Raw genomic sequence first — 22,350 nt, 5'->3', positions numbered from 1 at the left:
TTAAAATCCTCAGATAAGAAAGTCTGATTCAATACAAAATAATCAACGCACCAGAAAAACGCCTCGAGGAATTACTCACTTTTGTTGGTGTTTCTAAGCAAAAGAATGCCAAAACCCAAATTGCGCCTATTGAATAAACGGGTTTAATATCCAGAACGATTCGCGATAAACCAAGAAGTAAAAACCAGAAATATAGACTGACCGAAAAAGGGCTCAATTTGATCAATGCGATCAGAGTGAAAGCCCGGGTTTAGTAGAGCTAATAGATGTAACTAAGCCGGTTTTGATTCACCTTTTTTTACTATTTTTGCAGACGGATATTTTTGGAGATCAAAACAAAAAGGAATTTACATGAATTTTGAATTGACTGAAGAACAGTTGATGATTCAGCAGACTGCAAGGGAGTTTGCACAGGAAAAAATTGCACCAAGTGCTGTTGAAAGGGATATTAACGCAGAATTCCCACATGACATTATTAAGGAACTGGGTGAGCTTGGTTTCATGGGGATGATGGTATCTCCTGATTACGGTGGTGCCGGACTTGATACCGTGAGCTATGTTCTTGCAATGGCTGAAGTGTCGAAGGTTGATGCGAGTGTCGGTGTGGTTATGTCAGTTAACAATTCGCTTGTGTGCTGGGGATTGGAACAGTACGGTTCCGATTTTATCAAGGAGAAATACCTGAAGCCGCTCGCAATGGGTGAAAAGCTCGGAGCCTTCGCACTCTCTGAACCTGAAGCGGGAAGTGACGCTACAAATCAGCATACTGAAGCTGTAAGAGACGGCGATCACTGGGTGATTAATGGTATTAAAAACTGGATTACAAACGGAAAAACCGCCGATTATTACCTCGTCATGGCTCAAACCAACAGGGAATTACGGCATAAAGGAATCACCACTTTCCTGGTTGAAAAAGGAACTCCCGGATTTGAACAGGCGAAAAAAGAGGATAAACTCGGAATTCGCTCATCGGATACCTGTTCCTTGACTTTTACAAACTGCCGCGTTCCTCACGAAAACATCGTCTGGGAAGAGGGCAAAGGTTTCAATTTTGCAATGAAAACCCTCAATGGCGGAAGAATTGGTATCGCAGCTCAGGCACTTGGCATCGCCGAGGCATCCCTCGAAGCTTCCATCAAATATTCGAAGCAGAGAAAAGCATTTGGTACCGAAATTAAAAATCATCAGGCAATCCAATTCAAAATAGCTGACATGGCAGTTCAGGTTGAGGCAGCAAAACTTCTTATTCTTGAAGCTGCAGCTCTGAAGGATGCCGGAAAAGATTACACAAAACAGGCTGCAATGGCGAAACTTTTTGCCTCAAAAGCGGCTGTTGATTGCGCTTTGGAAGCCATCCAGATTCACGGCGGTTACGGTTATGTTCGCGAATATCTCGTTGAAAGATACCTCAGAGATGCGAAAATTACTGAAATCTATGAAGGCACCTCTGAAATTCAGCGGGTGGTTATAGCGAGAGAACTGCTTAAATAGGTATTAGGTATTAGGTATTAGGTATTAATTTTGAAAATCCCGTTCAATCTTGCTGTTTGGCTGTTTTGTGGAGTGATTTACGGGCAGTCATGGGAGGCGGTCAGGGTTGATTATGCTGAGGAGATACCTGTAAAGAAGAAATATTATGAGATAAAAGGCGATGTTCCTGAAGTTGTGTTTAGAGTTTTGGTAAATGGATATCGCCTTTTTATTTCGGAACCTGATGGTGAGAATTGTCCTTTTTCACCGAGTTGTTCGAGGTTTTTTGTCGAGGCACTCGGAGAAACAAATTTGGTTGAGGCTGTGTTGCTGGCATCCGACAGGTTGATCAGGGATACAAGTTTCGGCAACAAATCCAAACATTACCACATTGACAAATATGGTTACCTGATTGACCCCCCATCCCGTTACTTAAAACGGAAATGAATTGAAAAAATTCGCTGTTCTGCTGTTTTTGCTGCTATTTCCCGTCATTGCACAAAATTCGCTACACACTCCTGAAAAAGTCTATCAATTTGGAAAGCATATTTTTGAACTTGGTTTTTATGACAAAGCAGAGATTGAGTTTAACCGGCTTGCAGCCACTCCATTTTTCGATGATACCGCCAAATTTTTTATAGATTTGTCACGGATTAAACGGGGTGAATACGATATTCAGTTTTTGTCTCCATTCTCAACCCATCTGAAATATGCCATTGAAAAAGAAAAATTTGAGTCGGGCAAGGTTGGGACAACCGTAAAACTGCCCCAGAGCATAAATGACAGCTCCCTTTCGGTAAACTATTTGAAGTTGAAGATCCTCACTGATATTCAACGGGGTGTTTTGGATGAGGAGGACAAAAACAACATCTATCTTTTTGGAGGGGAAGGATCAAATTTCCTTTTGAGCAACCTGGAACAAAGGGTCCATCCAAGAAAGAAATCACCCTTGTTTGCCGGAGTTTTGTCTGCAATTGTACCCGGTTTGGGAAGGGTATATACAGGGGATTATGGTGAAGCTGCCGCAAGTCTTCTTCTGACGGGTATTTTTGGCTATTTGACATACTCAAATTTCAGAGACGGATATATGCAGCGGGGATTTATTTTCGGTTTGATTACTGCCTTTTTCCAAGGTGGTAATATTTACGGATCGGTGGTGTCAGCTTCTTTACATAATCAGAATGAGATTGAAAAGAGAGAAAAGGAGTTTTTTGACTTCTATTACGGCAATAAACCGTTGAAAACAGCCGAAAAGATTCTGGGGGGAGAGTGATTTTAAGATCATTGTTTCTTCAATTCTTGTTATTTTTGACATTGTCAAAACTAATAAATGGGCAGGAAAACGATTTTGCTGACCAGCTCGGTTATGCAGATTCGCTTCTGAAGGCTGAAAAATTCCTTGAAGCCTACCTTGAAGCCGAGAGATTAAGATTTTTTGATACGACAAACCGGTTTGGATTCGAATCGAACATGATTCGGGGGTCTGCTCTGAGAGCAACGGGCAGATATCCCGAGGCTAAAGTTGCCTTTGAAATGGCTGCGGTCGCAGGAAGGAACAGGGACGAGTCTTTTTCAGCCGAGCAGGAAATACTCAGACTTCTGATTCTGGAGCGGAAATACAAAAAATTTGATGAAAGAATTGCCGCTCTCGAAAAGGTTTTTCCGGATAGAAATGCAGCTTTCGAACACTGGAGGGGGTGGCGGTTTGCATTTGCGGGAAATTGGAAAGAGGCGAAGCACCACTTCGAAAATTCGGATTCGTCAGCTTTTTTAACAGCTTTGTGTGATTCAGCAGAGGAGAGGAGTCTTTCCCTTACGAAGGGACTGCTTCTGTCGGTTTTGATTCCGGGAGCAGGTCAGGCCTATGCGGGTGAGTACATAAATGGTGCCCTTTCATTGGGGTGGGTGGCATTTGGAGTATATCTTGTGGTGGATGCCCTTAAGGCAGATCGATTTTTCGATGCGCTTATTGAAGCCAATTTTGTGTTGTTTCGTTTTTACAGAGGCAACATTTCGAACACGATTGACTTTATAAACCGGCGAAACCTTGAAATAAAAAATGAGAATTTACGATTTTTACAATTTAATTACAGAGGACTAAAACCTTGAAGATTTCAGAACAGTTGATTTGGGAAATAACCAACAAGGCAATAGATGTATTGGGCGCGAATGCGAGTCCCGATATGGTAAGAGATTATGTTGAAAAAGAGATTGCATCGATGAATGTTGCTCCCGGCTCTCAGGAGAAGTTTGAGGGAAGGGTAATAGTTACTTCTTTTGGAGTTAACAAACCCGGAATTGTAGCCAAAATCACCGGTTCTCTCGCTTCCATGGAAATCGACCTGCAGGATATTTCACAGAAGATTATGCAAAATTTCTATACACTTATCATGATCATTGATATCACCAGTTCCCCGAAAAACCTAAGAGAGATTCAGGAGGAGCTTGCTAAAGTTGCCACTGAACTTAATGTGAAAATATATGCTCAGCATGAGGATATTTTTCAGTATATGTTCAGAATATAGCTATGAACTATTAACTATGAGCTATTAGCTGAAGTTTGAGGTATGAGGTTTGTGAGGGGAAGCGGGAAAAATTTTGAAGAGTTATAAACGAATGGAATTAGAATGAATTTTGAATTTTCTGAGATATTAGAAACCATTATGATGAGTGAGGTCGAGCATTTCGACATCAGGACTGTTACGATGGGTATTAATTTGAGGGACTGCAGCGACAGAAATATCAATGTGGTTACACAAAAGATTTATGAAAAGATCACCCGTCTGGCAGGAAATCATGTGAGGAATGCCGAGTCGGTTGAGGCTGCATACGGTTTGAGGATTGCAAACAAGAGGGTGGCGGTTACTCCCGTTTCCTTCATTGGTGACAGTTTTTCATCTGAAGAGTATGTGAAGATAGCTGAAGCGATGGACAAGGCTGCCATGGAGATCGGAATCGACTACATCGGTGGATACTCTGCTTTGGTTCAGAAGGGGATGACTCCGGGAGAGAAGAATTTCATTTTATCGATTCCTCAGGCACTTGCAACCACCAAAAAAGTATGTTCAAGCGTTAATATCGGATCAACAAAAGCCGGAATCAATATCGATGCGGTAAAATTGATGGCACAGGTAATCAAGGATACAGCTTACATAACAAGAGAAAAATTCTCGATTGGTTGTGCAAAGCTTGTGGTTTTCTGTAATGCGGTTGAGGACAATCCTTTCATCGCTGGTGCATTCCATGGAATAACCGAGGGAGATGCAACATTGAATGTGGGAGTAAGTGGTCCCGGAGTGGTTCTTGAAGCTCTGAAAGGTCACAAAGGGGCTTCAATTCAGGAAATTGCAGAAGTCATCAAGAAAACAGCTTTCAAAATTACCCGTGCAGGTGAACTCGTCGGCAGAAAAGTTGCCGAAAAGGATGGTGTGGAGTTTGGCATTGTCGATATTTCCCTTGCACCAACTCCTGCTGAGGGAGACAGTATTGCAGATATTCTGAAAGAGATCGGTTTGGAAGATGTCGGTGCACCCGGTACCACTGCAGCACTCGCCATGCTGAATGACAGTGTGAAAAAGGGGGGGCTTATGGCAAGTTCATCCGTTGGTGGATTGAGTGGAGCTTTTATTCCTGTGAGCGAAGATCAGGGAATGATTTCCGCTGCCGAAAAGGGACACCTGACGATCGAAAAACTTGAAGCGATGACAGCAGTTTGTTCAGTTGGACTCGACATGGTCGCAATTCCGGGAGACACACCTGTGAACACCATCGCCGGGATTATAGCTGATGAGGCAGCAATTGGTTTGATCAACGAAAAAACGACGGCTTGCCGGCTTATTCCTGCTTATGGCAAGAGTGTCGGTGAATCGGTTGATTACGGTGGATTGTTGGGCAAAGCCCCGATAATGCCTGTGAAAGTTTTAAGTGCCGATGTTTTCTTTGGGAGAGGCGGTAGGATACCCGCTCCCGTAAGAAGTCTTACAAACTGATCTGAGACGGCTTTTTAATCGAGACCCGTTTTTACGATAGAATGTGCAAGTCAGTGATACTTCGGGAGAGTTTCATTTTGCAGTCCGTTACATTCGTAAATCTAATCATTTGAGATATGAAACAAATTAAAAATCTCCTTTTGGGAAAGCCTCAGGATCTCAACAATCCTGAGATTTTTCATAAAATTTCATTGGCAGCATTTCTTGCATGGGTAGGGTTGGGAGCAGATGGATTAAGTTCATCTGCCTACGGACCTGACGAAGCTTTCAGAGCTTTGGGGGGCCATACAAGCATTGCGATATTTCTAGCTATTGCCACAGCGGTAACAGTAATAATAATATCATACTCATACACTAAAATAATCGAGCATTTCCCTCACGGTGGAGGTGGTTATGTAGTTGCCACCAAACTTTTGGGAAGTTCATTTGGTGTAATATCGGGAAGTGCCCTCATAGTGGATTATATTCTGACCATTACAGTTTCAATCGCATCGGGAACATCCCAGGTTTTCAGTTTCCTTCCTTTAGAGTGGCATCATAACATTGTTTATGTAAATTCTGTGGTTATTGTAATCCTGATATTGATGAATTTAAGAGGGGTGAAAGAATCAATCTCGATACTTGTACCCATCTTTCTCCTTTTTGTTGTCACCCATCTTGTAGTAATCTTCGGATCTTTTTTCATTCACATTGACAACATTGCTTCCACAGCCGGTGATGTGGTAAAAGACTTCAATGAAAGTTCAACCACTCTGGGTATCGGAGGAATGTTCCTGTTGTTTGCAAATGCATATTCGAGAGGTGCAGGTACATATACCGGAATTGAAGCTGTTTCCAACGGTATTCAGATTATGCGTGAGCCCAAAGTAAAAACTGCCAAAAGAACGATGTTTTATATGGCAGGTTCACTTGCATTTACCGCATCTGCCATTCTTATTATTTATCTCCTCGCAGGCGTTAAAACGGTCGAAGGGAAAACCCTCAATGCAGTAATGATTGAATCGATGGGAATCGGAACATGGTTTGTGATTCTCACACTTGTTGCGGAGGCACTTCTCCTTTTTGTAGCTGCACAGACAGGATTTATCGATGGTCCCAGGGTCATGGCTAACATGGCGATAGATTCGTGGTTGCCTCACAGATTCAGCTCACTCTCAGACCGTCTGACAATGCAGGACGGTATCATACTGATAGGAACCGCAGCGCTTCTTATCCTTTGGTACACTGATGGAAGTGTTGATGCATTGGTCACCATGTATTCAATAAATGTATTTGTAACTTTTTCTCTGACGCAGCTCGGGATGACCCTTTTTTGGATTAAGAAGAAAAAGTCGCTGCCTCACTGGAAAAAGAATCTCACCATTCACATTGTTGCATTCGTCCTCTGTTTTTCGATTCTTACGATAGTTGTTGTGGAAAAATTCCTCGACGGAGCATGGTTGACCGTAATCATAACCATGGGACTCGTACTGTTCTGTGCATTAATAAAGAGGCACTACTTCAAAGTAATGAAAAAAGTTAGGAGCCTTTCAGAAATACTTTTGGATATTCCCGTTGCAGATGACAAATCAAAAGAAACTGCAACTAAAACAATCGATAAAAATGAACCTGTTGCCGTGCTTCTGGTCTCAGGATATGGCGGTTTGGGGATCCACTCAATCCTTCAGCTCTTAAAAAAATTCCCGAAATTTTACAAACAGATACTCTTTGTATCAGTCGGTGTTATCGATTCGGGTGTTTTTAAGGGAAGTGACGAAATGGAAAACATCAGGAAATACACTCAGGCAAATGTTGACAAATACATAAAATTTGCGAATGAGCTGGGACTGGTAGCCGAGTCACGAATTTCTGTCGGCACAGATGTATCCGAGGAAGGTTCAAAGCTATGTTTACAGGTGGCCGAGGATTTCCCGCTTGCCTCATTCTTTAGCGGCAAACTTGTATTCGAGAAAGAGAAATTCTATCAAAGACTGCTCCACAACGAAACTGGTGCTTCGATTCAAAAACGACTCACTCTCGAAGGAATACCGATGACGGTACTTCCGATCAGGGTGTGGGAGAAATAGAAGATATTTGAGGTTGCCGGGTGGGGGCAACCTCTTTTTATTTCAATCACTTTTTAGCCTGAAAAACTGCTGCGGCATTATTAAAGTTTGAATATGCTGATAAGCACTATTGTATCGTCATCGGCATAAGTGAGAAGGAGAATTCCGAGGTTCTGGTAAGTGTATTCAGTAACCATTTCTGTTTTATTTATGTGATCGGGCTTCCCCAGAATTTCAAGTGCCTTTTTGACATCCGATCCATTTTCAATCGTTTTCCCGTTAAATTCCAGAACGGAACCCGGATTTTCGGTAGTAACATCCGAGACAAGGTCCTTGTCATCAAACTCGACAGTGAGATTATTGTCAAAGAATATCCAGATCTTGTCGTTCGCACCCGGAGTAAATGGTGCTTCCATTGCCTTATAAACCTCGTCCATGGTCATTCCCACAGACACTCCGTCCAGTTTTACACTATTTTTGGCCACATCCTGTGAGAACAGGGCTACGGAAAAGAGAATAAAAAAGAAAGCAATAATACATTGGTTTTCATGGCATAATCCATATAATTGTTGGATAAAACTGTGTATTTAACCGTGCAATTTATTAAATGTTCCTTAGAAACAATGAGTACAGGGGGCACTTATAACCGGTAAATGGTAAGATAAATTTTGATTATATTTATTGTTTAAATAATTCATTTTCCGGAGATATGCCGGAATCATAAGTTAGACCATAAAAAGATTTGATGAAGAAAAAACAAGTATATATTGAGACATACGGTTGTCAGATGAACACCGCAGACACAGAGTTGGTGATGGGAATTCTGAACAACAATGGCTATGACCTTGCAGATGATGTACATTCAGCAGATGTGGTTTTTTTGAACACATGCAGCATTCGCGAAAATGCGGAGCAGAGAATTTACGGGCGGCTTGGCAACCTGAAGACATTGAAAGATAAAAAACCTGACATGGTTGTCGGAATTCTTGGATGTATGGCAGAGAGACTCAGGAAGAATCTTATCGAGGAGAAAAAACTTGTCGATATGGTGGTTGGTCCCGATGAATACAGAAGACTTCCCGAGTTTCTCGATGTGGTTTACAGCGGCGGGAAAGGGATTGGAGTAAAACTTTCGCGCACCGAAACTTATGACGACATTATGCCCTACAGGGAAGAGGGTTTGCAGGCGTGGATATCCGTAATGCGCGGCTGCGACAAATTTTGTACATTCTGTGTAGTTCCTTACACCCGTGGAAGGGAAAGAAGCAGGAGTCTTGAATCGATTGTGAAGGAAGTGGAACAACTTTCGATGAAGGGATTCAGGGAAGTGTCGCTTCTTGGGCAGAATGTAAATTCATACGATGATAACGGCAGCGATTTTGCCGACCTACTGGCTGCTGTTTCCCGGGTTGATTCAGGCATGAGAGTAAGATTTACGACATCACATCCGCAGGATCTTTCCGATAAACTGCTTGAAACGATAGCTGAGTATGACAATCTTTGTAATTATATCCACCTTCCGGTTCAGTCGGGTTCGAACAGAGTACTTGAATTGATGAACCGGACATACACAGTGGAACACTACCTGAATCTGATCGAAAAAGCCCGTAAAATCATACCCGGTGTAAGTTTTTCAACTGACATTATTACCGGTTTTCCAACTGAAACACTCGAAGATCATCTGATGACTCTTGAGTTGATGGACAAGGTGAAGTATGACGGAGCCTACATGTTCAAATATTCTCCGAGAGAGGGTACCAAGGCTTTCAGGATGGGTGATGATGTGCCTGAGGAAGTGAAAACTAGAAGATTGCAACAGATAATAGAACTGCAGCAGAGACACTCGCTTGAACTCAACAATCTGATGATTGGGAAGACTGAAAGAGTTTTGGTCGAGGGATTCTCAAAGAAGAGCGACAAGTTTTTTGCGGGAAGAACCGACACCAACAAAGTAGCAATTTTCCCTGTTGATGAAAACATCTCGACAGGGGATTATGTTGATATAAAAATTGACAGAGTGACATCTGCCACCCTTTTTGGGGAAGTGGTAACTGTATTTGAAAAATATCAGGCATCGGCAGTCTAGTGAATATGAAAAAAAACACTCTTTTCCTCTTTTTTGTTATCGCATTTGCATCAAATCTTTTTGGTCAGAATGTAACCCCGAAGGAAGTGTTCGACCTCTACAAAAAAGAGAATTTTGAAGAGTTGAAAAAAATATCGACCGCCCTTGCGGGAAAGCCCGAAACCCCTGCAGATCTTTATATAAAAGCTCTTCTCGCGGGTGACGGAGAGAAATCGATTACAATCCTCGAAACACTCCTTGCAAGGTATCCCAGATCAGAATTTGCAGTAGCAGCCTATGCCGGTTTATACTTGTATTATATAGCCACTGAAAATTTCCGAAAAGCAAATAATTGTATCTTTGCAGTCGAAAATGAGTTTCCGGGTTCCGATTTTGATTACTTTTTGGACGACAGCAGCCCCGATGAGACCGGGGAATAGTTAAACCAGTTTTGTTCACAAACCTGACAGCATCAATATGTCTGATACCATAAAATTAGTTTTCACAGGATCGGGGTCAGGCAAATCATCACTAAATCGCTTCCACTCCTCATTTCTTATCCGGTCTGATTCCTACAATCTGCTCGTCGATGCCGGGGATGGTATCAGCAGGGCACTGTTGCGGCTTGGTATCGGGTATAATGAGATAGACGGGATACTGATCACTCATTTCCATCCCGACCATTTCTCAGGGATACTATCGCTGATTCAGCAGATGAAACTCGGCAAGAAGCAGCTTCCGGTTGACATTTTTGTATCGAAGAGTAATATTAATTTTTTAAAAGAGATGTTAGCAAAAAGTTTTCTTTTTGAGGACAGACTCTCATTTGCTCTGAATTTCCTAAAAATTGAGGCAGGTAAAAAAGTTGATTTCAGAGGGAAGTTTACTGTTACGGCATTTGAGAACTCTCATATGGAGAAGTACAGGGAACACGGGCTTAAGGATTCGGAACTTAAGAGTTACAGTCTTTTAATCTCCGCCGCAAATGGTGAGATTTTTTACACGGGGGATGTTGGTTCATCCTCGGATCTCGAGCTGTTTCAACCTGACATCAATTCGATTCTGATTACGGAAACCACACATGTCGATATGGAGACAGTAATCGAATTAATCAGGAAGAACGAGCTAAAAAAAGTGATATTGACACATATTGATACAGACGATCCATCGCCTTTGATTTCAAAAATAACAGCAATCTTTCCGGATGGTTTGAATAAAATTACAATTGCTCATGACGGTTTGATAATTTCGGTTTGATTATGGATGAAATTCAGAAAAAACTAGGTATAATCGGCAGATCAAAAGAGATCAGAGATCTGGTTGACATTATTTTACAAGTGGCACCCAGTGATATTACCGTATTGATTTATGGTGAGAGCGGTGTTGGTAAAGAGGTTTTCGCAAGAGCGATACATCAGTTGAGCAGAAGGTCAGGCAAGGATATGCTCTCACTCAACTGCGGAGCAATACCTGAAAGCCTTCTTGAGAGTGAAATGTTTGGTCATAACAGAGGTTCATTTACAGGAGCGGTTGAGAGCAGAAAAGGATATTTTGAGCTTGCGGACAACGGGACGCTTTTCCTTGATGAAATTGGTGAAATGCCATTTCCGACTCAGGTAAAATTTTTACGGGTGCTCGAAACCAAGGAATTTATGAGAATCGGTGCAGAAAAGACTACAAAAGTGGATGTCAGGATTATCGCCGCAACCAACAGAAATCTTCAGGAACTTGTGGATGAGAAACGGTTCAGGGAAGATCTTTTCTTCCGCCTGAAAGCGGTTACGCTAGAAATACCTCCACTCAGGAAAAGGAAACAGGATATTGATGAGCTGGCTCACAATTTTGCCCGTCTCTATTGTGAAAGCAATAACCGGCCACAGGTCGAGTTTTCTTCCGATGCTCTGGATATGCTCTACGAATATCCCTGGCCCGGAAATGTTAGAGAATTGAAGAACGGCGTGGAAACGGCAATTGCGCTTACCAAAAAGGATATACTGACTGCAGATTCTTTCAGAAGCCTTCTCAGAATTGAAGGAAGGGAACCGGCTAAAAACCTTCCGGTCAGATTGAATAAAACGACTGATGAAGTCGAAAGGGATTTTATCTACAGGGCCCTCTTTGAATTAAAAAAAGATATTCTGGAATTGAAAGACATGGTCTCAAATCTGGCAGTAAGAAGTAAATTTGGTTCCGATGTTCAACTTACAGGCAACGCTTCTGATGAAAGAGATGACCTGAATGTCGACAAAATGGAGAAAGAATTGATCATAAAGGCTCTCCAAAAAGCGGGGGGAAACAAAAGGATGGCCGCAATGTATCTGAATATTTCTGAAAGGACACTATATCGAAAACTGGAAAGATTCGGGCTCGAGGGTGACAATGACTAAACTGAAACTGTTCAGACTCATGCTCATCTCGGCTTCGTTCATCGCAATGAGCATTGCAGGTTGCAGTTGCCCCTACTCATTTACAGGTGCCTCAATTCCACCTCATCTCAAGTCGCTTGCAATTCCGTATGCGCAGGATCAAAGCGGGTCGGGAGAGCCTCAGCTTGTGCAGAGCTTCACAACAAGACTTACACAAAAATTTATTGACGACAACAGTTTTGTAATTACGGATAAAACCAAAGCCGATGCTGTGCTTGAGTGTGCCGTACTTGGAATTTCGGATACACCTGCTGCCATAACAACCGGTGAGCAGGTACAATCACGAAGACTAAATCTGACAATTCAAGTCGCTTACAAAGACTTGAAACTCAAAAAAACAATTTTCGAGAGACAATTCTCGAACTATGCCGATTACGCCGCAGCAACGGGTCAATCGGGCAGAAACCAGGCAATCGAGGCCGCAATCGAGAAATTAACCGAGGATATTTTACTCGAAACGGTTTCGGGGTGGTAAACTTGCCATGAGAAAAGAATCGACCGGTGAGTTATATACAAAAGAGATTGAAAATCTTGCCATTGAATCGGGATTGCACGAACTTTTTCTTCGCAGGGCATCAGTTTTACTTGCAGAGGGAAAACCGGCCGAGGCGATACTTGAGGTGAAGGAAGGACTTGCAAATTTCCCCGGGAATCCTGCCGCTTACTATTTCCTGATAAAGCTCTTTTTGGAGATAAAAAAGCCAAAACAGGCGGAAATAACACTTAATTCCGCAGTAAAATTTTTTTCGAGCAATGAGCTCACTGCCTACTACCGGGAGCTGATCAGCGAAACAGAGAGGGAACTGGAAAGATCTCAGAGAGATGAAGAAGCGAAGCTTTCCCGGTACTCCATCTCTGAAGAACCCGAGGAAGAAATCCGGTCCGTCGATTATGAGACATATGAAGAGGAAAATGATGAGGAAACTTTCGAGTTGTCCAATGATGAACCGGTAGAAAATTCTGCATCGGAAGACCTCTTTCCTGATGATGAAGACACTATTGCTAACGATTACCACAAACCGGAAAATTTTGTCGAAGAAACACCTTCAGATGAAACTGAAGCACCCCTTCAAAAAATTGAACATACAAATGACGGAGCCCCCGAAGAGATTATCACGGCAGGAATGGCAATAATTTATGCCCGTCAGGGTAACAGTGAAAAAGCAATTGAAATTTTTACACGCTTAATCGATAAAGAGCCTGAAAAAAGAGACAGTTACGAAAAAATCATAACACTCCTGAAAAGCAAGATTTCCCGGAATGACGGTGAAGGATAAAATTCTCATAATCAGAACAGACAGAATTGGAGATGTAGTGCTTACACTCCCCGTTGCTGAAATTCTGAAAAAAGAGAGGGGTGCGGAAGTATGGTTCATGGGAAGAGATTATACACAAGTACTTGTGGATGCATCTCCTTATGTGGATGGATTCCTCAGTTGGGATCATTTCAAAAACAAGGGAGTATTTCAAAGTGCAGCAGAGTTCCGTAAACACAAGTTTAGCGAAGTCTATATAATCTCTCCGAATTTCAGGGTCTCGCTGATCTGTCTCCTTTCCGGGATTAAAAAGCGGGTCGGCACAGGATATCGCTGGTATTCCTTTCTTTTTTCGCAAAAGATATTTGAGCACAGAAAAACTGCAGAAAAACACGAACTGGAATACAATCTTTCGATGGTTGGATGGCGGGGTAAATACCGCTTTCCCGCGGACTTTTTTGCAGGAATAAAAGAGAATAAAAACAGTCAGACTGACAATTCGAAGATAATAACCATTGTTCATCCCGGAAGTGGTGGAAGTGCTGCTGATCTTCCTGAGACTCACTTTCGTTTTATTACCGAAAAACTGTGTGAAGATGGCCGATTTCAGGTTTTTTTGACCGGCTCAAAGGATGAAATTGAAAAATGTTTGAGAGTGAAAGGGAAAAGCGAAGCAACACTTCTGGCAGGGGAATTGTCTCTCTCAGAGTTGACCGCTTTCATAAAAGAGGGTGATTTATTCATTTCAAATTCCACAGGACCTTTACATATTGCAGCCGCGTCCGGCTGTTTTATTGTCGGATTTTATCCAAAAGTTATTCAGTGTTCGGCAAAAAGATGGGGACCTTATACTGAGAGAAAACTGATATATGAGCCTGAAATGGATTGCAACGGGTGTGACTTGAAACAATGTGTTCGTTTGGAGTGTATGAATAGTATAAACAGCGAAAAAATAGTAGCTGACATAATGAATAAGATTCAAGAAATTAAAAAATGGAACTCAAAATGAAAAGATTTATTACCGGTATCGTACTTGCGGGTGCGATCCTCTTTCTCGGTGGCTTCTACTCCGGAAATGATGTTTATGACAATTTTCCCAAAGTAACTAACAAGGCTTTTAAAGCCGGCGAAAAACTCACCTTTAATGTAAACTACGGTTTCGTAACTGCAGGTATTGCCACCATGCAAATTCCGAAAATTAAGAAGGTTGCAGGACGGGAAACCTATAATGTTTTGTTTGAAGTGAACTCCGTACCATCTTTTGACGCAGTTTTTAAGGTTCGCGACAGATACGAGTCGTATCTTGATGTGGAAGGACTTTTCCCCTGGAGATTTGAACAGCACATAAAAGAGGGTAGCTTTACAAAAGATTATTCAGCTTTCTTCGATCACAGAGCAGGAAAGGCAAAGACTTCTGATGGAGATTACGCTTTCCCAAAATACACACACGATATAATTTCAGCATTTTATTATTGCCGGACAATTGACTTCTCGAAATCAAAAAAGGGTGACATCGTAAAGTTGAAAAACTTTTATGAAGGCAAAGTAAATCAGCTCGATGTTGTTTATCGCGGTAAAGAAAGAGTGAAAGTTGCAGCCGGCACATTTGATTGTATCATACTCGAACCTCTTGTTAAAAAAGGCGGTTTGTTCAAGAATGAAGGCAGTATCTATGTTTGGTTGACAGATGACGATGTAAAGATGCCTGTGAAGGTGAAAACCAAAGTTGTGATCGGTTCTATTGATGCTGAACTGACAAAGTATGAAGGTCTTGCCGGAAAGCTTACCTCGAAGAGATAAGTTTATCCTCAACAGAGTGAATAATTTCACCGAAAAGTGTTATAATCAGTTCTGATTTAACTGTTTTTTCAACAATAAGGATGTAGTATGTTCGAGTGTCCTGAGTGCGGATCGATATTTGACAGTGGTGTACCGGTTTGTCCTGAATGCGGTGCGACGGTCGAAAATCCTTCTGACGGCTCAATCAGTTTCTATACAGATGAGTACATCTTTATTTATAGTTGTTACGACCTCTACGAAGCAGAAATGATCAAGGCTAATCTCGAAAGTGCAGGGATCGAAACCTGGATAGTGAACAAGAAAGACAGCAGTTATCCCGGTTTGGGAAACATGTCCTCAATCATGCTCTATGTAAAAGTGGAAGACAGCGAATCAGCTTTCGAATTTCTAAAGGCATATGATGAGCAGAAAAAGGAGCCACCGGAAGCTGATAATGAAGATGAAAATTTGTTTAATTAACTCAGGAAAAAATTCCAGAAGATGAAATTTTCGAATCTCGCATCCCGCTCATTGGTAGCTTTTTCCCTCGGTCCTTTAGTGCTTGCCGCAGCTTATTTCGGCGATTTGTGGTTTGTGGCACTGGTATCTTTGATTGCCGTAATGTCGTATTGGGAATTTAGTGAGATGGCACTGAAAAAAGATGCCATTACCACAAGAGGGTGGGGTATTCCTGCAGTTCTCTTCTTCATACTGAATGTAAAATTCCAATGGATATCGGAAATAGAATCGATATATGTGATTATTCTTGTCATCATGTTCCGGGAATTGTTTAAGAACAAAGGTTCTGCAATCATCAATCTTGGTGCAAGTGTGACAGGTATCTTTTATATAGGTGTATGTGCCAGCAGTTTGATAATGATCAGGGAATTTCCGTCATTTCCTGTCGGCAAGGCGGGGATATTCATAGTTTCATACATTGTTTCGATCTGGTTGAGTGACACTTCCGCATATTTTGGCGGCCTGACATTCGGAAAGCACAGATTGATGGAAAGAGTCAGTCCAAAGAAGAGCTGGGAAGGGTTTTATTTTGGACTCGCCGGGGCGATTGCAAGTTTTTTTCTGTTCAGATATCTGTTCCTTGACTTCCTGTCAGTCTACGACGCGTTGGCACTCGGTCTGATAGTGGGAATTGTTGGACCCCTCGGCGATCTCGTCGAATCACTCATTAAGAGGGATGCGGGAACAAAAGACTCCTCGAACATACTTGCCGGACATGGCGGTTTCTTCGACCGGTTCGATTCGGTAATCGCATCAGCTCCCGTAATTTATATTTATGTAAAACAATTTATCAGTTTCTAAAAATATGGCAAAAAAAGTAGGTGTAATCACCTTAGGTTGTTCAAAAAACACTGTGGATTCAGAAAGATTGATGAACCAGCTTCTCTTGAACGGTTATGAATTAACCGAAAATGCAGAAGAAGCCGATACCGTGATTTTAAACACCTGCGGGTTTATAGAAGCAGCAAAGCAGGAATCGATAGAAGAAATTCTAAAAGCCGTGAAACTGAAAAACGAAGGTGTAATAGAGAATGTAATAGTAGCGGGCTGTCTTTCCGAGCGTTACATGGAAGATCTTAAAACCGAGATTCCCGAAGTTGACCATTTCTATGGTACCGAGAAATATGAAGAGATTATCGAGGACATGGGGGGACACCTCAAGTATGAACTTCTCGGTGAAAGACATCTCTCTGAGCAGCACCACTTCGCCTATTTGAAAATATCCGAGGGGTGTGATCATCCCTGCTCCTTTTGCTCAATTCCTCTAATGAGGGGCTTGCACAAATCAAAGCCGATGGAAGATTTGATTTCAGAAACCCGCTTTCTTGCAAAGAACGGGGTAAAAGAATTGATAATAATCGGGCAGGATACCACCGATTATGGTAAAGATCTTTACGGGAAGAGAAATATCGCCGAACTCCTTCAGAAGCTCAGTGAAGTGGCGGGAATAGAGTGGATAAGGCTGATGTATGCCTATCCTTCACATTTTCCTGATGAGCTGATTGATGAACTGGCGAACAACCCAAAACTGGTAAAATATCTCGACATCCCGCTTCAGCACATCAGCGATCCCGTTCTAAAATCAATGAGGAGGGGGATAACCCGCAGGGCTACAGTTGAACTTCTTGACAAACTTAGAGCCAGAGTGCCCGGTATTACCATTCGAACGACCATGATCGCGGGATATCCGGCAGAGACAGAAGAGCATTTCGAAGAACTTTTGAAATTTATAAAAGAATTTAAGTTTGACAGACTTGGGGTATTTACTTTTTCCGTGGAGGATAACACAACAAGTTTTATTTTAGGGGATCCTGTTCCTGAAAAAGAAAAAAAGAGACGAAAGAAAAGAATTATGGAAATCCAGAAAAGGATTTCACGAAAAAAGAATGAGGCGTTGACCGGAACTCTTCAGAGAGTAATAATCGACTCGGCTGAAGGCGATTTCTATATCGGCAGGAGCACTATGGATGCCCCTGAGGTTGATGGTGAAGTAATCATCGACAAAGAGGATCATTTACTCGCGCCGGGTGATATGGTCGAGGTGAGAATTTACGATTCTGCCGAATACGATTTATTTGGAAAAATTGAAAGAAACTGATATGAAAAAAGTTGCCTTGTTGACCATGATACTGTTTCAGGTGGCACTTATGGCTCAACCCGAAACAGGAAAACCGAACGATTACAGCAGAGAACCTGTATTCTTTTTTGATATTTACAATTTTTACTCGGGTGACACAACACAGACCCGGGTCGATTTCTTTTTGCAGGTGCCTTTCGACAGGCTAAGTTTTATCAAATCAGGTGAAAAATTTAGAGCTGAATACTCAATTTCCATTACGATTAATGATGAAAACAAACTGACATTAATCACCGAGAAATCGTGGACGGAAAAAATTGAGTTACTCGATTTCCAGAAAACCAATTCAAAAACCGACTACAATCTCTCTGCAAGATCATTCAAACTGCCTCCGGGAAAGTACTATTTCACGATTTTAGTGGAAGACCTTGATTCAAGGAAAGAATACAGGGCAGAAGTTGAGTTTCCTGTAAGAACTTTTACACAGGAACTGGCGATAAGCGACATTATGCTCATTTCAGGTAAAACCACCAGTGCATCGGGAACAACGAAGATTATCCCAAATCTCTCAAGAAATGTTGCCACTCAAAAAGACGGGATCCCTGTTTTTTATGAGGTCTATTCAGCTACTGACAGACAAATTGAAGTAACTTACGCCATTCTCGATTTAAAAGGAAATCCAATCTATAACGAGAAAAAAGTTGAATCCTTCAAGGCAGGGAACAATCAACTTTTTTACACTTTCAATTTTAAAGATGCCGGCATGGGTGAATATAAAATGGTGATTAGTGCACCATTTGTTGATGATAAGACAATTATCGGCAGTACAAAAACATTCTTTTCGAAGTGGTCAGGTATGCCATCCACTTTGAAAGATCTGGAGAAGGCTGCTGATCAAATGATCTATATTGCCGGACCCTCCGAGATAAATTTTATCCAGGACGGGAAGGATTTTACAGAAAAACTTGCACGATTCATGGAATTCTGGGAGAAGAAGGACCCAACACAGGGTACACCCGAGAACGAAGTCTTCAACGAGTATTACAGAAGAATCGAATTTGCAAACAAAAACTTCAAACAGATGCTGGAAGGTTGGAGAAGCGATATGGGGATGGTTTACATCACCCTCGGTACTCCGAACAACATAGAAAGACATCCATTTGAATACGACAGTAAGCCATACGAAATTTGGGATTACTACGATATCAACAGACGCTTCATTTTTGTTGATCAAACCGGCTTTGGAGATTACAGGCTTGTGACTCCGTTTTTTGGCGAGTACAGATACAGATATTAGGAGAATAAATTGGTTCTGACCGTAACACTTAATCCAATTATTGAACACAGGTTACACTACAGTGAAACAGTTGAAAACAGCACAAACCGAAACGGGCGCCTAAGTTACTATGCCGGCGGAAAAGGGATTAATGTCAGTCGGCAATTAAACAAACTCGGTATAAAGAACCTTGCGTTAACCTTTCTTGGTGGCGATCACGGCAGGCGTCTTCGCTCAGCACTCACGGCTGAAGAGATAGCGTTTACGGCCGTGAATACCGTGTCAGAAACCCGATACGGAAGTGTAATTATTGATGAAGGAAGGGGAACAGTCTCACATTTTTTTGGTGAAAACTCCATTATCTCCGAATCTGAAGTTGAGGGTTTTAAGTCCAGACTTGATAAAATGATTCAAAATTGTGAGTATGTTGTTTTCTCCGGCAGCAGTCCCTCTCCACTTTGCGATGACATATTTGCCTATGGTCTGGAAATCGCAGAAAAGTATGATAAAACTTCCATCCTCGACACATATGGAAACTCATTGCACCTCGCTATCGAAAAAAATCCAACGGTTTTACATCTTAACAGAAAAGAGGCATCCGAGTTTACCGGCACAAAAGTTGAAACAGAGAGTGAAATCCTCGATGCCCTGAGAATATTTGCTGAGAAGGGGGTTAAAATATCGGTCATCACGGATGGATCAAATCCTCTTTATGTTAATTCTTTCGGGTTCAATTATAAAGTTATACCTCCTGCAGTGGACAGAATTGACGAGACCGGTTCGGGAGACGCCTTTGTCGCCGGATTCGTTTATGGACTGTCGCACGACGAGATATTGACTGATATTATTAAATACGCCACTGCTTCGGGTGCAGCAAATGCCTCAATGATAAGTGTATGCGAAGTGGAACCGGAAATTATCAAATCCAAATTCAATGAAGTAATTGTTGAACCTGTTGGTAAAAAAATGAATCTGATGAATGAGATGGTTTAAGCTTGTTCTGATTGTTGTTCAAATACCTCTGTTCGGACAGAATATTACCTCCATTGAATACCGGCCTGCCCCCCCAATCAGTGAAAAAGAAATTACCGCTGCTGTCGGGATTTCCTTTCCAATAAAAACTTCTGTTTTTGAAATTGACACAGTTCTGGCGAGAATTTCCCGAAAACTCAACTCTTCCGGCTATCTTTCCCATATAGTTGACGCTAAAATTGAACAGATCGACTCACTCTCATCCCGGCTTGCAGTTACTATAGACGCCGGATTAAGAGCCACAATAAAAAAGATAAAATTTTTGAATTCCGGTACTGATACTCTCGTTGAAGGGGTGAGGAGTCTTGAATTTATTGAAGGGAGTTTTTACGACGAGCGGGAACTCGAACTGGTTTTTGCGGAAATTCTACAGAACCTCGAGAAAAAAGGGTATCCTTTCGCTCAGATCAAGGTGAATTCTGTAACAGTTTATAAATCAGAGGACTCAACTTCCCTCAATACAGATGTCAATTTGACGATTTTACCAAATAAAAAAGCGATTATTGACAAGATTGAGATTTCAGGTAACAGTTCGACTTCACCGGATGTGATCCTTCGCGAGTTAAATATCAGGGCAGGGGACATCTACCTGCCTGAAAACAATAAAATTATTGCGGCAAAGCTTAACCGTTTAAGATTTTTCGAACCCGTGGCTCAACCTGAATTTTATTTCAACGAGCGACAGGAAGGGGTACTTCGGATCACCATAAAAGAAGCGAACACCAACAATTTTGACGGCGTCATCGGTTATCTGCCCCCCGGACAAAATGAGGAATCGGGGTATCTGACGGGTCTTGTAAACATTAATTTACGAAATCTTTTCGGTACGGGAAGGAATTTCAGTTTCAAATGGCAACAGTTGAACAGGAATTCCCAGGAGCTCGATCTTCGCTATCTTGAACCATGGTTCCTTGGCTTACCCCTGAATATCTCTCCGAGACTCTATCAGAGGCAACAGGACACACTTTATGTGGACAGAATACTCGAGCTGACTGCTGATTATTACACCGGCAGCAACTTCTCGATATCACTGTCTTTTGCGACCCAATCGATAATCCCCACTCTATTCGCAGTTCCGGTTTTCACGGTTTACAATTCGTCTATCCTGACAGGTGGTGTGGGTATAAAATACGATACACGGGATGATCCGATATCACCTGTTAGTGGGATAAATTTCTTTTCCTGGTTTTCACTTTCCAACAAGAAGATTCAAGGACCCAAAGAATTCATAACACCCGGGCAGATACTGCAGGTGAATTTGAGAAAGATTGTATTTGATTTCGATGCATATTTCGAATTGTTCAATCGAAATATAGCAGCGCTTGGTGTAAGCGTTAGAGAAGTTCAGGGCGATCTTATTGAGGAGAGTGATCTTTTCCGGCTTGGTGGGAATTCATCACTCAGAGGGTACCGTGAAGAGCAGTTTCGGGGGAACAGAATTGCCTGGTCTAATCTTGAATACAGATTCCTTACTTCGAGCAGATCATATCTTTTTGCTTTCTTCGATGCGGGATATTACCTTCGGGAAGGTAATGCAGAGAAGAAAATCGAGGAAACAAGTTCATTCAAGACGGGCTATGGATTTGGTATGAGTTTTGAAACCGGCATCGGATTGCTAAGTGTCAGTTATGCTTTGGCGGCCGGTGAAGGTTTTAGTGACGGTAAACTTCATTTCGGTATAATTAATCAATTTTGAGATAATGGAAAAACTCCTTAAATATATTGTTGCTCCGGCACTTACACTCCTGATACTCTCTGTAGTTATTTACTTCTTTTTTAAGTCCATCATCGGAACATCCGTTCCAAAGTATGAAGGTGCGATTGAAATAAAAGGACTTACTGATAATGTAGAGATAAGAACTAATGAATACGGCATTCCCCTCGTTAAAAGCAAAAGTCGAAAAGACCTTTTGTTTGCGCTCGGATACCTCCATGCACGCGACAGGCTGCTCGAAATGGAGTATCACAGACTTATTGCCCTGGGGGGGCTTTCTGAATATCTCGGTGAGAAAACGGTTGAAGCGGATAAATTTTTCAGACAACTTGATTTGTCGTCAAAGGCAAAAACATTTTTCGATGAACTTGACAGCGAAGCGAAGGTTTTGGTTAAGGCTTATTCGGATGGAATTAACGGGTATCTCGACTCCGAAAATCCCCTTATCCAGAGTGAATTCTCAGCTTTGGGTATATCTCCCCACAGATGGTCGGCTGAAGATATTGTTCTGCTTACTCTCCTCAACAATTTCTCCGATGAGAGTAAATATTTTTCAAAGAGAATTGTTGGAATGGGGGGCAGAAGGTAGCGATAAAGATGCACATTGGCCATCTCGCCGGCGACGGCGCGCTCCAGATTGGCGCGCCAACCGGGCGACACCGTCGTTTCGGCAGGGAAGGGATCGAGCGGCCGGGGAATGCC

Annotated in this window: 23 protein-coding genes; 22 read left to right on the top strand and 1 reads right to left on the bottom strand. The window is 42.0% G+C overall.

The genetic code is table 11. The features are described 5' to 3' along the window. Positions 1-351: 351 nt before the first annotated feature. The 7 genes from J0L60_12385 (at position 352) to J0L60_12355 (ending at position 7,525) form a co-directional block, all read left to right on the top strand. Positions 352-1,491: an acyl-CoA dehydrogenase gene (locus J0L60_12385; GenBank protein MBN8546920.1), complete on the top strand. Its 1,140-nt coding sequence runs from the start codon at positions 352-354 to the stop codon at positions 1,489-1,491. A gap of 30 nt (positions 1,492-1,521) precedes the next feature. Next, positions 1,522-1,917, top strand: a complete 396-nt coding sequence (yidD, locus tag J0L60_12380; protein MBN8546919.1) for a membrane protein insertion efficiency factor YidD — start codon at positions 1,522-1,524, stop codon at positions 1,915-1,917. A 1-nt stretch (position 1,918) separates the two neighbouring features. After that, a complete protein-coding gene (locus tag J0L60_12375) occupies positions 1,919-2,743 on the top strand; it encodes a hypothetical protein (GenBank protein MBN8546918.1) in 825 nt (274 codons plus the stop codon). A 41-nt stretch (positions 2,744-2,784) separates the two neighbouring features. Further along, a complete protein-coding gene (locus J0L60_12370) occupies positions 2,785-3,579 on the top strand; it encodes a hypothetical protein (GenBank protein MBN8546917.1) in 795 nt (264 codons plus the stop codon). A 110-nt stretch (positions 3,580-3,689) separates the two neighbouring features. After that, entirely contained in the window at positions 3,690-3,995 is a 306-nt protein-coding gene (locus J0L60_12365) for an ACT domain-containing protein (protein ID MBN8546916.1), read from the top strand. Between the two features lie 102 nt (positions 3,996-4,097). Beyond that, a complete protein-coding gene (locus J0L60_12360; protein MBN8546915.1) occupies positions 4,098-5,459 on the top strand; it encodes a PFL family protein in 1,362 nt (453 codons plus the stop codon). Positions 5,460-5,575: 116 nt separating this feature from the next. Beyond that, positions 5,576-7,525: an APC family permease gene (locus tag J0L60_12355; protein MBN8546914.1), complete on the top strand. Its 1,950-nt coding sequence runs from the start codon at positions 5,576-5,578 to the stop codon at positions 7,523-7,525. An 80-nt stretch (positions 7,526-7,605) separates the two neighbouring features. On the opposite strand, the gene J0L60_12350 is transcribed toward J0L60_12355, so the two are convergent. After that, a complete protein-coding gene (locus tag J0L60_12350) occupies positions 7,606-7,941 on the bottom strand; it encodes a hypothetical protein (GenBank protein ID MBN8546913.1) in 336 nt (111 codons plus the stop codon). A 308-nt stretch (positions 7,942-8,249) separates the two neighbouring features. On the opposite strand from J0L60_12350, the gene miaB reads away from it, so the two are divergent. The 15 genes from miaB to J0L60_12275 all read left to right on the top strand — a co-directional run bounded on the left by miaB (position 8,250) and on the right by J0L60_12275 (position 22,237). Beyond that, positions 8,250-9,590 carry a tRNA (N6-isopentenyl adenosine(37)-C2)-methylthiotransferase MiaB gene (gene miaB / locus J0L60_12345; protein ID MBN8546912.1) on the top strand — a complete coding sequence of 447 codons (1,341 nt, stop codon included), beginning with the start codon at positions 8,250-8,252 and terminating at the stop codon, positions 9,588-9,590. 5 nt (positions 9,591-9,595) lie between these two features. Further along, positions 9,596-10,009: a hypothetical protein gene (locus J0L60_12340; GenBank protein MBN8546911.1), complete on the top strand. Its 414-nt coding sequence runs from the start codon at positions 9,596-9,598 to the stop codon at positions 10,007-10,009. Between the two features lie 37 nt (positions 10,010-10,046). Then, on the top strand, positions 10,047-10,826 hold the full coding sequence (locus J0L60_12335) for an MBL fold metallo-hydrolase (GenBank protein MBN8546910.1): 780 nt from the start codon (positions 10,047-10,049) through the stop codon (positions 10,824-10,826). After that, positions 10,823-11,956, top strand: coding sequence for a sigma-54-dependent Fis family transcriptional regulator (locus J0L60_12330; protein ID MBN8546909.1), 1,134 nt, complete (start codon positions 10,823-10,825; stop codon positions 11,954-11,956). The genes J0L60_12335 and J0L60_12330 overlap by 4 nt, the downstream gene beginning before the upstream one ends. After that, positions 11,949-12,470 (top strand): hypothetical protein, encoded by a 522-nt coding sequence (locus J0L60_12325; GenBank protein MBN8546908.1) that lies wholly within the window; start codon positions 11,949-11,951, stop codon positions 12,468-12,470. Before J0L60_12330 ends, J0L60_12325 begins: the two co-directional genes overlap by 8 nt. Before the next feature lie 7 nt (positions 12,471-12,477). After that, positions 12,478-13,272, top strand: coding sequence for a tetratricopeptide repeat protein (locus J0L60_12320; GenBank protein MBN8546907.1), 795 nt, complete (start codon positions 12,478-12,480; stop codon positions 13,270-13,272). Beyond that, positions 13,262-14,260, top strand: a complete 999-nt coding sequence (locus tag J0L60_12315; protein MBN8546906.1) for a glycosyltransferase family 9 protein — start codon at positions 13,262-13,264, stop codon at positions 14,258-14,260. Before J0L60_12320 ends, J0L60_12315 begins: the two co-directional genes overlap by 11 nt. After that, positions 14,257-15,051 (top strand): DUF3108 domain-containing protein, encoded by a 795-nt coding sequence (locus tag J0L60_12310; protein ID MBN8546905.1) that lies wholly within the window; start codon positions 14,257-14,259, stop codon positions 15,049-15,051. The genes J0L60_12315 and J0L60_12310 overlap by 4 nt, the downstream gene beginning before the upstream one ends. 87 nt (positions 15,052-15,138) lie before the next feature. Beyond that, positions 15,139-15,510, top strand: a complete 372-nt coding sequence (locus tag J0L60_12305) for a DUF2007 domain-containing protein (protein ID MBN8546904.1) — start codon at positions 15,139-15,141, stop codon at positions 15,508-15,510. 21 nt (positions 15,511-15,531) lie between these two features. Further along, a complete protein-coding gene (locus J0L60_12300) occupies positions 15,532-16,350 on the top strand; it encodes a phosphatidate cytidylyltransferase (GenBank protein MBN8546903.1) in 819 nt (272 codons plus the stop codon). Between the two features lie 4 nt (positions 16,351-16,354). Further along, on the top strand, positions 16,355-17,647 hold the full coding sequence (rimO, locus tag J0L60_12295) for a 30S ribosomal protein S12 methylthiotransferase RimO (protein ID MBN8546902.1): 1,293 nt from the start codon (positions 16,355-16,357) through the stop codon (positions 17,645-17,647). 1 nt (position 17,648) lies between these two features. Further along, on the top strand, positions 17,649-18,923 hold the full coding sequence (locus tag J0L60_12290) for a GWxTD domain-containing protein (protein ID MBN8546901.1): 1,275 nt from the start codon (positions 17,649-17,651) through the stop codon (positions 18,921-18,923). A 9-nt stretch (positions 18,924-18,932) separates the two neighbouring features. Next, the gene (locus J0L60_12285) at positions 18,933-19,895 is read left to right on the top strand and encodes a 1-phosphofructokinase (protein MBN8546900.1); all 963 of its coding nucleotides are present in this window, start codon (positions 18,933-18,935) and stop codon (positions 19,893-19,895) included. Next, positions 19,882-21,630 (top strand): BamA/TamA family outer membrane protein, encoded by a 1,749-nt coding sequence (locus tag J0L60_12280; protein MBN8546899.1) that lies wholly within the window; start codon positions 19,882-19,884, stop codon positions 21,628-21,630. Before J0L60_12285 ends, J0L60_12280 begins: the two co-directional genes overlap by 14 nt. 4 nt (positions 21,631-21,634) lie before the next feature. After that, the gene (locus tag J0L60_12275) at positions 21,635-22,237 is read left to right on the top strand and encodes a penicillin acylase family protein (GenBank protein ID MBN8546898.1); all 603 of its coding nucleotides are present in this window, start codon (positions 21,635-21,637) and stop codon (positions 22,235-22,237) included. The last annotated feature ends 113 nt before the right edge of the window (positions 22,238-22,350 follow it).

It is taken from the genome of Ignavibacteria bacterium, from assembly GCA_017302895.1.
GTDB lineage: Bacteria > Bacteroidota > Ignavibacteria > Ignavibacteriales > Ignavibacteriaceae > UTCHB3.
The sequence above is the reverse complement of the archived record's forward strand: the minus strand, read 5'-3'. Positions and strand labels throughout refer to the sequence as shown.

Coding starts and splice junctions, on each gene's coding strand:
- J0L60_12385 (MBN8546920.1), top strand. CDS start 352: ATGAATTTTGAATTGACTGAAGAACAGTTGATGATTCAGCAGACTGCA.
- J0L60_12275 (MBN8546898.1), top strand. CDS start 21,635: ATGGAAAAACTCCTTAAATATATTGTTGCTCCGGCACTTACACTCCTG.
- J0L60_12290 (MBN8546901.1), top strand. CDS start 17,649: ATGAAAAAAGTTGCCTTGTTGACCATGATACTGTTTCAGGTGGCACTT.
- J0L60_12340 (MBN8546911.1), top strand. CDS start 9,596: ATGAAAAAAAACACTCTTTTCCTCTTTTTTGTTATCGCATTTGCATCA.
- J0L60_12360 (MBN8546915.1), top strand. CDS start 4,098: ATGAATTTTGAATTTTCTGAGATATTAGAAACCATTATGATGAGTGAG.
- J0L60_12335 (MBN8546910.1), top strand. CDS start 10,047: ATGTCTGATACCATAAAATTAGTTTTCACAGGATCGGGGTCAGGCAAA.
- J0L60_12325 (MBN8546908.1), top strand. CDS start 11,949: ATGACTAAACTGAAACTGTTCAGACTCATGCTCATCTCGGCTTCGTTC.
- J0L60_12300 (MBN8546903.1), top strand. CDS start 15,532: ATGAAATTTTCGAATCTCGCATCCCGCTCATTGGTAGCTTTTTCCCTC.
- miaB (MBN8546912.1), top strand. CDS start 8,250: ATGAAGAAAAAACAAGTATATATTGAGACATACGGTTGTCAGATGAAC.
- J0L60_12305 (MBN8546904.1), top strand. CDS start 15,139: ATGTTCGAGTGTCCTGAGTGCGGATCGATATTTGACAGTGGTGTACCG.
- J0L60_12280 (MBN8546899.1), top strand. CDS start 19,882: ATGAGATGGTTTAAGCTTGTTCTGATTGTTGTTCAAATACCTCTGTTC.
- J0L60_12355 (MBN8546914.1), top strand. CDS start 5,576: ATGAAACAAATTAAAAATCTCCTTTTGGGAAAGCCTCAGGATCTCAAC.
- J0L60_12350 (MBN8546913.1), bottom strand. CDS start 7,941: ATGGACGAGGTTTATAAGGCAATGGAAGCACCATTTACTCCGGGTGCG.
- J0L60_12365 (MBN8546916.1), top strand. CDS start 3,690: ATGAATGTTGCTCCCGGCTCTCAGGAGAAGTTTGAGGGAAGGGTAATA.
- J0L60_12320 (MBN8546907.1), top strand. CDS start 12,478: ATGAGAAAAGAATCGACCGGTGAGTTATATACAAAAGAGATTGAAAAT.
- J0L60_12310 (MBN8546905.1), top strand. CDS start 14,257: ATGAAAAGATTTATTACCGGTATCGTACTTGCGGGTGCGATCCTCTTT.
- rimO (MBN8546902.1), top strand. CDS start 16,355: ATGGCAAAAAAAGTAGGTGTAATCACCTTAGGTTGTTCAAAAAACACT.